The 14,285-nt window shown below is 70.8% G+C and carries 11 protein-coding genes; 6 read left to right on the forward strand and 5 right to left on the reverse strand.

The window, feature by feature from the left end:
- The first annotated feature begins 61 nt into the window (after positions 1-61).
- On the forward strand, positions 62-1,246 hold the full coding sequence (locus ACT26F_RS06625) for an HNH endonuclease signature motif containing protein (RefSeq protein WP_471669717.1): 1,185 nt from the start codon (positions 62-64) through the stop codon (positions 1,244-1,246).
- Positions 1,247-1,254: 8 nt separating this feature from the next.
- Here the strand turns inward: ACT26F_RS06625 and ACT26F_RS06630 are convergent, their stop codons facing one another.
- The 4 genes from ACT26F_RS06630 to ACT26F_RS06645 are packed head-to-tail and all read right to left on the reverse strand — an operon-like array spanning position 1,255 to position 6,328.
- A complete protein-coding gene (locus ACT26F_RS06630) occupies positions 1,255-1,908 on the reverse strand; it encodes a thymidine kinase (RefSeq protein WP_471669718.1) in 654 nt (217 codons plus the stop codon).
- Between the two features lie 20 nt (positions 1,909-1,928).
- Complete coding sequence (locus ACT26F_RS06635; RefSeq protein WP_471669719.1) at positions 1,929-3,026, reverse strand: alkaline phosphatase family protein; 1,098 nt, start codon at positions 3,024-3,026, stop codon at positions 1,929-1,931.
- A gap of 12 nt (positions 3,027-3,038) precedes the next feature.
- A complete protein-coding gene (locus ACT26F_RS06640) occupies positions 3,039-3,602 on the reverse strand; it encodes a DUF5998 family protein (protein WP_471669720.1) in 564 nt (187 codons plus the stop codon).
- Positions 3,599-6,328, reverse strand: coding sequence for a bifunctional acetate--CoA ligase family protein/GNAT family N-acetyltransferase (locus ACT26F_RS06645; RefSeq protein WP_471669721.1), 2,730 nt, complete (start codon positions 6,326-6,328; stop codon positions 3,599-3,601). The genes ACT26F_RS06640 and ACT26F_RS06645 overlap by 4 nt, the downstream gene beginning before the upstream one ends.
- 182 nt (positions 6,329-6,510) lie before the next feature.
- On the opposite strand from ACT26F_RS06645, the gene ACT26F_RS06650 reads away from it, so the two are divergent.
- From ACT26F_RS06650 to ACT26F_RS06665, 4 genes are read left to right on the forward strand one after another with little or no spacing between them, the layout of a single operon-like run.
- Positions 6,511-8,910, forward strand: coding sequence for a DNA gyrase/topoisomerase IV subunit A (locus ACT26F_RS06650; RefSeq protein WP_471671663.1), 2,400 nt, complete (start codon positions 6,511-6,513; stop codon positions 8,908-8,910).
- A gap of 5 nt (positions 8,911-8,915) precedes the next feature.
- On the forward strand, positions 8,916-9,614 hold the full coding sequence (locus tag ACT26F_RS06655; RefSeq protein ID WP_471669722.1) for an LppX_LprAFG lipoprotein: 699 nt from the start codon (positions 8,916-8,918) through the stop codon (positions 9,612-9,614).
- A 4-nt stretch (positions 9,615-9,618) separates the two neighbouring features.
- Positions 9,619-11,331 (forward strand): MFS transporter, encoded by a 1,713-nt coding sequence (locus ACT26F_RS06660; RefSeq protein WP_471669723.1) that lies wholly within the window; start codon positions 9,619-9,621, stop codon positions 11,329-11,331.
- A complete protein-coding gene (locus tag ACT26F_RS06665) occupies positions 11,328-11,822 on the forward strand; it encodes a beta-class carbonic anhydrase (protein WP_471669724.1) in 495 nt (164 codons plus the stop codon). Before ACT26F_RS06660 ends, ACT26F_RS06665 begins: the two co-directional genes overlap by 4 nt.
- 6 nt (positions 11,823-11,828) lie before the next feature.
- On the opposite strand, the gene ACT26F_RS06670 is transcribed toward ACT26F_RS06665, so the two are convergent.
- A complete protein-coding gene (locus ACT26F_RS06670; protein ID WP_471669725.1) occupies positions 11,829-13,931 on the reverse strand; it encodes a DNA gyrase/topoisomerase IV subunit B in 2,103 nt (700 codons plus the stop codon).
- A gap of 108 nt (positions 13,932-14,039) precedes the next feature.
- On the opposite strand from ACT26F_RS06670, the gene ACT26F_RS06675 reads away from it, so the two are divergent.
- Positions 14,040-14,240 carry a DUF7455 domain-containing protein gene (locus ACT26F_RS06675; RefSeq protein WP_471669726.1) on the forward strand — a complete coding sequence of 67 codons (201 nt, stop codon included), beginning with the start codon at positions 14,040-14,042 and terminating at the stop codon, positions 14,238-14,240.
- The last annotated feature ends 45 nt before the right edge of the window (positions 14,241-14,285 follow it).

A 14,285-nucleotide genomic window follows, 5' to 3' on the forward strand; every position in this document is an offset into this window, starting at 1 on the left:
GGCGGCGCGAGCGGGATCCTGCTGCGCCATTCCTGTCGGACGTGCCCACTAGGTTGGGTGCATGGGTTCGGAGGTCGTGGCTGAGGTGTGCGAGATGGTGCGCCGTCAGCGTGCTCGGGCGGAGTTCGCCGAGTGGGCCTTCGTGCTGAATCGGCACGAGTCGCAGGTCGCGAAGATCGACCGGACCGACGACCTGCTGTTGTCCAAGGAACTCGCCCGCCGTGAGGTGACCTTGGACTTGGCGCAGGCGCTGAAAGTCACCGAGGCGCGCGTTTGGGCGATCATCTCCGAGGCCGGCGCGTTGCGGGAGCGGACCCCGGGGGTCTGGGAAGCGTTCCGCGATGGTGACATCGACGCAGCTCGGGCTGGCGCGATCGCCGACACGGCCGAGCGGCTCACCCAGCCCGCGAGCTGGGGCCTGTTGGAGCATTCGTCGGTGGAGTACGCCACCACCCACACGGTCGGCGAGCTGCGCGCGTGGTTGCGGCGGTTCCGGGCGAGGGTGGAGGCCGAGCAGGTCGCTGCTGAGGCCGCCCGTGCGGTCGACGAACGTCGCGTGTCGGTGTCCCACAACGACGACGGCACCTCGTGGTTGTATGCCCTGCTGCCCACCGGGGTCGCGATCGCGGTCGCGGATCGACTCCGCAGGGCGGCCAAGGCACTGCCCAAGATCGATCCGGAGACCGGCGAACGTGACCGTCGGACGCGCGATCAGAAGCAGGCCGACCTGGTCGGCCACTGGCTGACCTCGTGCACCGGCACCGAAACCGATATCCGAGCCGAGATTGCGATCTCAATTCCCGCCACCGACCTGATCGGACTGACCGACGGTCCGGGATTCACCCGCGACGGCGAACCCCTCGACAACACCTGGGTACGAGAAATCGCCACCAGCGAACACACCATCTTGAGGCGACTGGTCCTCGACCCACTCGGGCAGGTGCTCGACACCACCGTCCTGTCCTACCGACCACCCGAATCACTCAGACAAGCACTCCACTGGCGAGACGGCACCTGCCGCGTCGCCGGCTGTCGAGCACCCGTGCACGAAACCGACCTCGACCATGCCGTCGACTACCACGATTCAGGCGGCCCAACCGCCGGCCCCAACCTCAGATGCCTGTGCCGCAAACACCACAACATGCTCTACCCATTAGAAGCAGCCCACGGTCACCTCGACGACCGACACCTCGACACGCCCACCCGCCACATCGAGCGGTATCCGTCCTGCCCGCCGACGGCGTGATTTCTCGGTCAGTCGAAGGGAAGGACGTCGGGCGACAGCGCGCCGGCCTGCGCGCGGGACGCGGTCATCCGCTTTCGGTGGTGCCGTCGGCAGAGCACCTCGTACCCGATCGTGGGTGCGGGCCGGTCCGGGTCCTCGACGTCGCCGACGACGATGACCTCACCCTCGGTGACCATCTCGCCGTCCTCGGTGCGGGCGTTGTGCGTCGCGCGCGCACCGCACCAGCACAGGGCTTCGACCTGCAGCTGCAGCACGCGATCGGCGAGCTCGACGAGCCGCGTCGACCCGGTGAACAGGCGGGTGCGGAAGTCGGTCAGGATCCCGAAGCAGAACACGTCGATCGACAGCTCGTCGACGACCTTGGCCAGCTGGTCGATCTGGCGGCCCAGGTAGAACTGGGCCTCGTCGCAGATCAGGAAGTCGATCCGCGCACCGGCGGTCAGCTCACCGACGACGTCGTCCCAGAAGTTGAGGTCATCCGAGACCTCGTGCGCGGGCGCCGACAGGCCGAGGCGGCTCGACAGGATCGCCTCGCCGGCCCGGTCGTGCGAGGTGTAGGTGCGGCCGACCCGCCCACGGGCATGGTGGTTGTGGGCCAGTTGGAGCGCGAGGGTGCTCTTGCCGGAGTCCATCGTCCCGGAGTAGAAGACCAGTTCTGCCACGTCGTGATTCTCGCAGTCGCTCAGGCGTCGACCAGGACGGGGATCCGCCGCTCGCGGTCGGTGATCGAGCCGTGGAATCCGCGGAGCTTCAGCTCGATGCCGAAGCTGTCGGACTTGAAGATGGCGAAGTCGTCCCGCGCCGCGACGACGACGTCGCCGAACCGGGCCCGCATGGTCGGGTCGAGCGGTCCGAACCAGTCCTCGGCGTCGTCGCGCAGCCGCACCTCTGCCCGTTCGCCGAGCCGGGCACGCCAGCGGGCGGCGACGGCCGCCTCGGCGCCGGACGCGGTGTGCACGTGCCGGAAGCGGGCCTCGCCCGCGACGAGCACGACGTCGTTGAGCAGTCGGGGGTGGTCGACCAGGTCGAAGCGCCCGGACATCGGCACGTCGACCATCCCGTGGTCGGCGGTGACGAGCAGCGTCACGTCGGGGGCCAGCGCGGCGCGCAGGTCCGCGACGTCGCGGTCGACCTGCGCGAGCGCCGTGCGCCACTCGTCGGAGTCGACGCCGTTGCCGTGGCCCGTGTGGTCGATGGACGACTCGTATGTGTAGACGAGTGAGCGGTCACCGCGCTCGACGGCCTCGGCCACCGCCGCGAGCCGCTCCCACGGCGTGTTCGCCCCCACGAAGGGGACGCCGCGCTGGCTGCAGCGGGTCAGGCCGCTGGCCTCGAAGCGCGCGTCGTTGACGACCGTGACCGCCACGCCCTCGGACTGCAGTTGCTGCAGGACGTTGCGGTGCGGCTGCCACTGCTGCGGGTCGACCCTCGAGTCCCACTTGAGGGTGTTGAGGAAGCGTCGGGTGCCGGGGATGCGGCACGTGTAGCCGGCCATGCCGTGCGCACCGGGTCGCAGCCCCGTGCCGAGCGAGGTGAGGCTGACCGAGGTCGTCGACGGGATCCCCGCGACGACGTCCTCGACGTTCGGCAGCGATGCGAGATGGGGTGCGATCTCGGCATGCTCGCGCAGGAGGTCCAGGCCCAGTCCGTCGACGAGCATCACGACGTAGCGCTGCCCTGCCGGGAGGCCGAGCACGTCGGTCCACGACGGCGATCCCAGCGCCGCGCCGACCGAGGTGAGCACCTCGTGGATCGCGGCGCGCGGCGATTCAGCACTCATGGAACGCCGGACTCATCGAACGCCGGCGACGGTCGTCGCGGCGGTCAGGGCCCGGGCGAACTCCAGCAGGCCCTCGACCGCCGAGCCACCCTCGGCGGCCGCGCTGAGGCGCAGCGAGAAGTCGTCGCCGGCGACCGAGCCGGTGTACCCGTGGTCGGCGTCGCACTCGGGGTCGTCGCACCGTGCGGGTTCGAGGTCGACGCGCGAGACCGCACCCCACGAGACGGTGAGCACGGCCTCCTCGAGCTGCTGCGTCTGGGCGGACACCATGCGGGTCACCACGACGCTCGCGATCCGCGACAGCGGGACGGCCTCGGCGGACGTCGACGTGTACGGCTTCGGCAGCAGGGTGTCACCGGGATGCTCGTCGGTGTGGGTGAGCAGCAGCCGGGTCGGCGTGAGCACCAGGACCGACATGTGGCGCCGGATCTCCTCGCGGTCGAACGTCGGCTCGTGATGGAGCACGTAGGAGTCGGCCGGCTCGCCCGCCAGGGCGTCCTGCAGGGCACCGGCGACGATGTCCGGGTAGTAGCCACTGCGCGAGATGGCCGCGAACAGCGCGTCGGTCTGCGTCACCGGTTCAGGGTATCCGCCGGCTGGTCGGGCTGGCTCAGCCGCCGGACGAACCAGTCCCCCCGGCTGTCGGAGGACGGAATGACCTTGGCCCGCGCGCTGAGGGCCGTGTAGCCGTTCGCGTTGACGGACACCGGCTCGAGATCGAGGGACACGACCTCCGGCAGGTCGTCCTTGAGGGCGGCGAGCCGCAGCACGATGTCCTCGAGCCCGGCGACGTCGACCGCCTCGGCACCGCGGTACCCGAACAGCAGCGGCGCGGCACGGATCCCGCTGACCATCGCGCGGGCGTCGACGTCGGTCAACGGCGGGATGCCGTAGCTGCGGTCCTCGAGCAGCTCGCTCGGGGCGCCGGCGATGCCGAAGGACACGAGCGGGCCGAACAGCCGGTCCTCGGTGGCACGGAACGCGACCTGGACGCCGTCGGGGGCGGACTTCTGGACGAAGAACGTCGTGTCCGGGCGAATGCCGGACCACGTCGTCATGGTGTCCCACGCCTCGGTCATGTCGTCCGCGTCGTTGATGCCACGCCACACGTGCGCCAGGTCGGGTCGGGCCCTCAGGTGCTCGCTGCCGGCCTTGAGGACGACGTCCCAGCCCAACTGCTCGCCCGCGGCGATCGCCTGGTCGCGGTTGTGCACGTTGAGCCACGTCCACAGGTCGATCCCGTAGCAGGACAGCAGGTAGTGCACCTGCTCGGTGGACAGCACGGCACCACGCGGGGCGATCGTGAGGACGTCGCGGATGAGCGACTTGGCGTCACCGGAGCGATGCTCGGCGGCGACGTGGTACTCGCCGTGGTCACGCGCTGCCCACTCGGCGTAGTTCACGGCGCGGGCCAACGCCTTGACCGCCGACTCCGGCGCCGCGTACGACGGCACGGAGCCGCGCCCGGCCGAGCCGCCCTGCAGGTCCGGCACGCGCAGCAGCATCGGGATGCCCTTGCTGGCCAGGAAGGTGGACACGATCGGCTTGTCCGACTGCTCGCCGATCGCCGCGAGCACGTTCGCGACGGCGTCGCCGTCGGTGCTGATCGGCGGCGCGTAGACCACGACGAGCGCGTCGACGTCGGGACGGCCGAGCGCACCCTCGATGGCGATCTCGAACTCCTCGGCGCCGGCGGTGGCACCCAGCGAGACCGGCGGCGCGACCTGCAGGCCCTGGGCCTTCGCGGCATCGGTGACGATCAGCGCGACGGCGTCGGAGTTGCCGACCACGGCGATGCGGTTGCCGCGCGGCAGGGGCTGGTGCGCGAGCAGCTGGGCGACGTCGAACATCTCGTCGAGGTTGTCCACCTGGATGACGCCGGCCTGCTTGAACATCGCGTCGACCGCCTGCTGCGGCGCCGAGCTGCTGCGCACGGTGTGCCCGACTGGCACGCCCTGCGTGGACCGGCCGGACTTGACAGCGACGACCGGCTTGACCTCGGAGACGCGACGGGCCAGCCGCGAGAACTTGCGCGGGTTGCCGATCGACTCGAGGTACAGCAGCACGACCTCGGTGGCCTCGTCCTGCTGCCAGTACTGCAGCAGGTCGTTGCCGGAGACGTCGGCGCGGTTGCCCGCCGAGACGAAGGTGGACAGACCCAACCCGCGTGAGGCGACCGAGTCCAGGATCGCCGAGCCGAGGGCTCCGGACTGGCAGAAGAAGCCGACGCGGCCCGGCGGCGGCATCGACGGCGCGAGCGAGGCGTTCAGCAGCACGTCGGAGGAGGTGTTGATGATGCCGAGGCAGTTAGGTCCGATGAGTCGCAGCCCGTGGGTGCGGCACAAGTGCAGCAGCTCCTGCTGACGCGCGCGGCCCTCCGGGCCCTCCTCGGCGAAGCCCGCGGAGATCACGATCAGGCCGTGGACGCCCTTCGCGGCGCAGTCCAGCACGACGTCGTTCACGTGCTCGGCGGGAACCGCGACGATCGCGATGTCGACGTCGCCGGGGACGTCGCGCACGGTCGGGTAGGCGGGCATCCCCGAGACGGCCTCGGCCTGCGAGTTCACGGCGTAGACCGTGCCGGCGTAGTCGCCCAGGACGAGATTGCGCACCATCGCCTGGCCGATCGAGTCCTGGCGACGGCTGGCGCCGACGACCGCGACGCTGCGGGCATCGAAGATCCGCGCGATCGACGCCGCCTCGGCGCGCTGCTCGCGCGAGCGCATGACGCCCAGCGCGGAGTCGGTGGGGTTGATCTCGAACGTGAGTCGCTGCACGCCGTCCTCGAGCATGCCGCTGATCGTGTAGCCCATCTCGCGGAACACCTGCAGCATCCGCACGTTCTCGGGCAGCACCTCCGCGGTGAACTCCGCGTAGCCGCGCTCGCGTCCGGCCTGCGCGAGGTGCTCGAGCAGCAGCTGGCCGATGCCCCGGCCCTGGTGGGCGTCCTCGACGAGGAAGGCGACCTCGGCCTCCTCGTCGGAGATCCCGTCGTAGCGGCCCACCGCGATGATCTCGTCGTGCTGCGTCACGACGAACGCGACGCGCTTGTGGTGGTCGACGGTCGTGAACCGCTCGATGTCGCGGTCCGAGAGCCGCGGGTACGGGGCGAAGAACCGGAAGTACTTCGACTCGGCCGACACCCGGTCGTAGAAGGCGACGAACTTCGGCGCGTCCTCGGGAACGATCGGGCGGATCTGCGCGACGCGGCCGTCCTTGAGCAGGACGTCGGCCTCCCACGCGGGCACCGGGTGCGGCACCGCGCTGGCGGGGTCGACGGGTGGGGTCGGCTCGGCGGTCACGGGCACCAACCTACCGCGCGGGCAGCGCGCGGGACGGGTGCCTCACGCCACAGCACGAGGGTCCCCGGCGTGGCGGTCGTCGACCCGGTGGAGCCAACGGGGACAATGACCCAGTGACCGACACCGCGACAGAAGTGGGGGACTTCGAGGAGCACATCCTCGACACCGACGTCGGCGACGAGATGCGCTCCAGCTTCCTCGAGTACGCCTATTCGGTGATCTACGCCCGCGCCCTTCCCGACGCCCGCGACGGCCTCAAGCCCGTGCAGCGCCGCATCCTCTACACGATGGACGAGATGGGCCTGCGGCACGACCGCCCGCACGTCAAGAGCGCGCGCCCCGTCGGCGAGGTGATGGGCAAGCTGCACCCGCACGGCGACGGCGCGATCTACGACGCCCTCGTGCGCCTCGTCCAGCCGTGGTCGCTGCGGCTGCCGCTGCTCGACGGGCACGGGAACTTCGGCTCGCCCGACGACCCGCCCGCCGCGATGCGGTACACCGAGTGCCGGATGGACGACCCCGCCGAGGCGATGACCGCCTCGCTCGACGAGGACACGGTCGACTTCAAGCCGAACTACGACGGCCGGCTCGGCGAGCCCACGGTCCTGCCCGCGGCGATCCCGAACCTGCTGGTCAACGGCGCGACCGGCATCGCGGTCGGCATGGCGACCAACATCGCCCCGCACAACCTCATCGAGATCGTCCAGGCGCTGCGCCACCTCATCAACCACCCTGAGGCCGACGTCGACGCGCTCATGCGCTTCGTGCCGGGTCCCGACTTGCCGTCCGGCGGCAAGATCGTCGGCCTCGACGGCGTCCGTGACGCCTACGCGACCGGCAACGGCTCGTTCAAGATGCGCGCCACGGCCCGCATCGAGAACGTCACGCCGCGCCGGAAGGGCATCGTCGTCACCGAGCTGCCGTACAACGTCGGCCCGGAGAAGGTCATCGAGTCGATCAAGAAGCTCGTGCAGGCCAAGAAGCTGCAGGGCATCTCCGACCTGAAGAACCTCACCGACCGCCACCACGGCCTGCGCCTCGTGATCGAGGTCAAGAACGGCATCGTCCCCGAGGCCCTGCTCGAACAGCTCTACCGCCAGACCCCGCTCGAGTCGTCGTTCGGGATCAACGCGGTCGCACTCGTCGACGGGCAGCCCCGCACGCTCGGTCTCAAGGAGATGCTCGAGGTCTTCCTCGAGCACCGCATCGACGTCGTGCGTCGCCGTACGACCTTCCGCCGGAACAAGGCTGCCGCGCGGCTGCACCTCGTGGACGGCCTGCTGCTGGCGATCCTCGACATCGACGAGGTCATCCAGCTCATCCGGTCCTCGGAGAACCGCGGCGAGGCCCGGACCCGGCTCATCTCGGTCTTCGACCTCAGCGAGCTGCAGGCCGACTACATCCTCGACCTCCAGCTGGGTCGGCTCACGCGGTTCTCGCGGCTCGAACTGGAGAAGGAGGCCGAGGACCTGCGTCGCACGATCGAGGAGCTCGATGCGATCCTCGCCGACGAGACGATGCTGCGCACCGTCGTCGGCGACGAGCTGTCCCAGGTGGCCCAGCGGTTCGGCACCCCCCGGCGGACCGTGCTGCTGGAGTCCGCGGGCGTGCCCGCCCCGGCGGCCGCGGGCGCCTCGATCGAGGTGCCCGACGATCCGTGCTGGGTCCTGCTGTCGTCCACCGGGCTCGTCGCGCGGACCTCGGACGCCGAGCCGCTCGGCGACCTGGGCCGTCGCGCCAAGCACGACACGATCGTCGCGGCGGTGCGCTCCACGGCCCGAGGCCAGGTGGGGGTGGTGACCACGGCCGGCACGGTGCACCGGATCGACGTGCTCGACCTGCCCGCCCTGCCGCCCACGGCGGAGTCACCGCACCTGCAGGGTGGCGTGCCGCTGTCCGAGCTCGTCCAGCTCGACGGCCCGGCCCTGACGCTCATGACCTTCGCCGAGGACGTGCCCGGACTCGCGCTCGGCACCCGCGCCGGCATCGTCAAGCGGGTCAGGCCCGACCACCTCACGAATCGCGACAGCTGGGAGCTGATCCGGCTGGACGACGGCGACCGGCTCGTCGGCGCGGTCGCGCTCGTCACGGGCGAGGAGGAACTCGCGTTCATCACGTCCGATGCCCAGCTGCTGCGCTTCTCCGCCTCGGCCGTGCGCCCGCAGGGTCGATCCGGCGGCGGCATCGCCGGCGTGAAGCTCGGCGCCGGCGCGCACGTCGTCACGTTCGGTGCCGTGGCGGACGTCGACGCCGCCCATGTCGTCACGGTGGCCGGCAGCGGCGACGCCCTTCCGGGGACGCAGGCCGGCTCGGCCAAGGTCACCCCGCTGGCCATCTACCCGGCGAAGGGGCGCGGCACCGGTGGCGTGCGCTGCCAGCGGCTGCTCAGCGGCGAGGACGGCCTGATCTTCGCGTGGGTGGGCGACGGCGCGCCGGTCGCGGCGGCCGCGAGCGGCTCCCCCGTCGACCTGCCGGCAGTCGTGGACAAGCGGGACGGGTCGGGCACCTCGGTGGGCCAGCCGGTCGCGGGCGTGTCCAGCGCGGCGGGTCACCTGCTCGGTGCACGTCCCATGTCAGACTGACCCCCGTGTTTCCACGTCGCCTCCTGACCACCGTCGCCCTGTGCGGCGCCGGGCTCGTCCTGTCGGCCTGCACCGGCGACGACTCCTCCGATGACGGGGCCAGCGCCCAGGATCGGCTCGACGCCGCCGCGGCCGAGCTCGCCAGCGCCGAAGCGCTCGACATCACGCTTCGGACCGAGGCGCTGCCCGACGGCCAGCGGGGCCTGCTGTCTGCCACGGGAGTGGGCACGCACGCGCCCGCGTTCCGCGGCGACGTCGAGGTCGTGGCCGGTGGGCCCACGATCGGTGCGCAGGTGATCGCGGTCGACGGGCAGGTCTGGGCCAAGACCGGCTTCTCCCCCACGTTCGCGGTGCTCGATCCCGCCTCGCTGGGCGCACCCGACCCGGCGGCCCTCGTCGGCACGGGCGCCGATGACGGCCTCGCGGGACTGCTCGGAGCCACCGAGGACGTCAAGACGGGCGACAAGTCGCGCGACGGCTCGGAGGTGCTGACCGAGGTCACCGGCACGATTCCGGGTGACACCGTGGCCGAGCTGATCCCCACGGCCGACACCGCACAGGACTTCACGGTGACCTACCGGCTCACCGACGACGACGAGCTGCACGACGCGAAGGTCACCGGGCCCTTCTACGGCGACGACCAGGTGACCTACACGCTGACGCTCGAGCCGCACGACTCGCCCGTGACGATCACGGCACCCTGACCCGATGGCGGCCCGAGAGCTCGCCTCCCGCGGGCTGCTGGCGCTCGCGGCGGTCGCGATCGGCTTCGCGGCGGCCGACACGTACGTCGTGGTGCTCGCGCTGCCCGACATGATGACGTCCGCCGGGCTGACCGTCGACGACCTGCAGCGCGCTGCGCCGATCGTCTCGGGCTTCCTGCTCGGCTACGTCGCCGTGCTGCCGCTCATCGGCCGGGTCTCGGATCTGCGAGGTCGGGTGCCCGTCCTGATCGGGTGCCTCGTCGTGTTCGCGATCGGCTCGGTCATCACGGCCGCCGGCTACGACCTGCCGTCGATCGTGATCGGACGCCTCATCCAGGGCATCGGGGGTGGCGGCCTCATCCCGCCCACCCTCGCGCTCATCGCCGACACGTGGCCGGCGGAGCGCCGAGGCCTCCCGCTCGGCGTCGTGGGCGCAGTGCAGGAGCTCGGCAGCGTCGTCGGACCCCTGTGGGGCGCCGCCGTGCTGGCGTTCGGGACGTGGCACGACATCTTCTGGCTCAACGCCGTGGTCGGGCTGGTGATCGGTGCGGCGATGCTGCGATACCGGCCGGGCGAGGACGAACGACGACCGTTCGACGTGATCGGCCTCGTCCTGGCCCTGCTCGCCGGTGGCTGCCTGGTCGTGGTGATGCTGCAACCCGAGCGCCTCGTCACGGGCGTCACGAGCGGGCTGGCGTTCCTGCCGGTGACCGGGGACTCGCGCTGGCTCACCCCCCTGGCCTTCGCGGGGTATGCCCTCACGGCCGCCTTCGTGGTCCGGCAGGCGACCGCGTCGCACCCGCTGGTCGACTGGCGCGCGTGGCGTGACGTCGCGCGGGAGACCGACCTGTGGGGTGCCGCAGCACTGACCGTGGCGCTCGGCGCCGTGATCGTCACGTTCGCCACCGCCGAGCCGGAGCAGGCGGTCCTGGCCGAGGACGCCTGGGTCCTGCTGCCGCTCGCCGCCGTGGCCATGGCCGTCTTCGTCTGGCGCGGCCGGCGTGCCGCCCACCCGCTCATCCCCCGTGGCGCGCTCTCGGCGACGCCCGCGTGGGGAGCGATCACGGTGTCGTTCTTCGTCGGCGCCGCCCTCATCGCGGCGCTTGTCGACATCCCCTTCTTCGCACGCATCACGATCGCGCGCGACGACCAGCTCGAGGCCGCTCTGGTCCTCCTGCGCTTCCTCGTCGCCCTGCCAGTCGGCGCCGTGCTCGGTGGCTGGCTGCTGCGACGGATTCCCGCCGGATCGCTGACCGCCGGTGCGATGGCGCTCGCGGGCGCGTGCTTCCTCGTGATGGCCCGGTGGGACGCCTCGGCGCTGGAGTCCCCCGCCGCCACCGTCGTCCTCGCCACGTGCGGTCTGGGCTTCGGTCTCGCGATCGCCCCGGTGAACGCCGCACTGCTCGCGCACACCGCCGACGACGTGCACGGTCTCGCGAGCGCGCTGCTCGTCGTGGCACGCATGATCGGCATGCTCGTCGGGATCTCGGCGCTCACCTCCATCGGGCTGCGCGCCTTCCACCAGGCGGTCGCCGACATCGCCCCGGTCGAGCAGCTGTGCGGCAAGCCGACCGCCTGCGCGGCCTACGCCAGGGCACTCAACGACGCGGGGATCGCCCAACTGCAGGCCGTCTTCACGGGTGCCGCGATCTCGGCCTTCATCGCGGCGACCCTCGCGCTCGTGCTCCTGCGTCGCCGCGCTACCGTGTCGCCATGAATGGTGCCTTCGACGACCTTCTGGCGGCCAACGAGCGCTACTCCCACGACCACGAGGGCGGCTTCGACGGCATCGCCCGCGCGGGTGTGGCCATGGTGACCTGCATGGACTCGCGCATCGATCCGCTCCGCATGATCGGGCTCGCGCCCGGCGACGCGAAGATCCTGCGCAACCCCGGCGGCCGCGTCACCGACCAGGCGCTCGTCGCCGTCGTGCTGGGCGTCACCCTGCTGCGGGTCGAGCGGGTCATGGTGGTCGAGCACACCCGGTGCGCGATGGCGTCCTCGACCGAGGATGAGCTCAAGGCCAAGATCGGCGACTTCACGGGAGCGGACGCCTCGTGGATGACGCTCGGCGCGATCGTCGACCAGGAGGCCACGATCCGCGCCGACGTGCACCGCGTGAAGAGCCACCCCCTCGTCCCCGACTCGGTCGAGGTCGGCGGCTTCCTCTACGACGTCGACTCGGGCCTGCTCACCCCCGTCGCCTGAACGGCGCTACGCGTCGATCAGGTCGGCGTCGATCTCGTAGGCACCCTGGACGATGAACTCCTTGCGGGGCGGCACCTCGTTGCCCATCAGGAGTTCGAACACCGCGGCCGACTCCTCCGCGTCGTCGACCGTGAGCCGGCGCAAGGTCCGGTGGCGCGGCTCCATCGTGGTCTCGGCCAGCTGGTCGGCGTCCATCTCGCCCAGCCCCTTGTAGCGCTGCGGCGCGTCCTTCCAGCGGATGTTCCGCTTCTGCAGCTGGGCGAGGGTGCGCTGCAGCTCGGGGTCGGAGTACGTGTAGATGTACTTGTCCTGCCCCTTCTTCGGATTGACCAGCTCGATCCGGTGCAGCGGCGGCACGGCCGTGTACACGCGACCGGCCTCGACGAGCGGCCGCATGTACCGGAAGAACAGGGTCGCGAGCAGGCAGCGGATGTGCGCGCCGTCGGAGTCGGCGTCCGCCATGAAGATCACCCGCCCGTACCGCGCGGCGTCGATGTCGAACGTACGCCCGGAGCCGGCACCGACGACCTGGATGATCGACGAGCACTCGGCGTTCTTCAGCATGTCGCCGACGCTGGCCTTCTGGACGTTGAGGATCTTGCCGCGAATCGGCAGCAGCGCCTGGAACTCGCCGTCGCGGGCCGACTTCGCGGTGCCGAGGGCCGAGTCGCCCTCCACGATGAACAGCTCGGTGCGGTCGACGTCGTTGCTGCGGCAGTCGGCCAGCTTCGCCGGCAGCGCACTCGACTCGAGCGCGTTCTTGCGGCGCTGGGCATCGCGCTGCTGGCGGGCAGCCAGTCGCGTGCGGGACGCGCCGACGACCTTCTCCATCACGAGGCGCGCCTTGGCCTTCTGGGCGGCCTTCGTGCCGGTCAGGAACTCCTTGAGCTCGCGCGAGACGATCTTGTTCACGATCCGGGTGACCGGCGGCGTGCCCAGGACCTCCTTCGTCTGGCCCTCGAACTGCGGCTCGGCGAGTCGCACCGTGACGACCGCCGTGAGGCCCTCGAGCACGTCGTCCTTGATGACGTCCGCATCACCGGCCTTGAGCAGTCGTGTCGTGCGCAGCACGTCGTTGAACGTCTTGGTCATGCCGCGCTCGAACCCGGAGACGTGGGTGCCGCCCTTCGGCGTCGCGATGATGTTGACGAACGAGCGCAGGGTCGACTCGTAGTCGGTGCCCCAGCGCAGTGCGATGTCGACGCCGAGCGTGCGCTCCACGTCCTGGGGCGTCATGTGGCCCTTGCTGTCGAGCACCGGCACCGTCTCGGTGAAGGTGTCCTCGCCCTGCAGGCGCAGCACCTCGGTGACGGGGGTGTCGGACGCGAGGAACTCGCAGAACTCCGAGATGCCGCCCTCGTGCAGGAACTCCTCCTCGTGCGGCTCGCCGTCGCGCTCGTCGCGCAGGATGATGTGCAGGCCCGGCACCAGGAACGAGGTCTGGCGCGCTCGGGCGACGAGGTCCTCGTAGGAGAACTTCGCGCCCTTGATGAAGATCTGTGGGTCCGCCCAGTAGCGGACGCGGGTGCCGGTGCGGGCCTTGGCGACCTTCCCGACCTTGTGGAGCGTGTTGTCGACCTTGAAGTCCGCCTCGGGCGTGCCGCCGGCGAAGGTGCCCGGGGTGCCGCGACGGAACGACATGGCCCACGTCGCCCCGCCCTTGTCGACCTGCACGTCCAGTCGCGACGACAGCGCGTTGACGACGGAGGCACCGACGCCGTGCAGGCCGCCGGTCGCGTTGTACGAGCCGCCGCCGAACTTCCCGCCCGCGTGCAGCTTCGTGTAGACGACCTCGACGCCGGTCAGACCGGTCTTGGGCTCGATGTCGACCGGGACCCCTCGGCCGTCGTCGCGCACCTCGACGGAGCCGTCGGCGTGCAGCACCACGTCGATGCGGGTGCAGTGGCCGTCGAGCGCCTCGTCCACGGCGTTGTCGATGATCTCCCACAGGCAGTGCATGAGCCCGCGCGTGTCGGTGGACCCGATGTACATGCCGGGTCGTTTGCGCACCGCCTCGAGGCCTTCGAGGACGAGCAGGTTGCGGGCGTCGTACGTCGAAATGTGCGGATCCTTCCCTCGTGAGTCTGGGTCCCACGCTACCGAGCCCACCCGCCGACATCCGAACGTGACACGCGACTGCCGCGTGTCCGTGCGGCTTTGGCACGATGAGGGAGTATCTATGTGTAGGACGACGACCATCGACGAAACGAGGACACCGTGACGGCCACCGCCGAGTTCCCCGCCCTCACCACCGCCGACCGCTGCGACCGGTGCGGGGCGCAGGCCTTCGTCCGCGTCGAGCTCGCCTCGGGCACGGACCTGCTGTTCTGCGGGCACCATGCCCGACTTCACGAGGCGCGCCTGCGCGAGATCGCCGTCGCCTACCTCGACGAGAGCGACCGGCTGACGAGCGTCTGAGCACGATCAGCAGGACGAACAAGGAAGCGGTCGGGCATCAAGCCC

The sequence above is a fragment of the Aeromicrobium sp. SP1 genome (genome assembly GCF_055663785.1).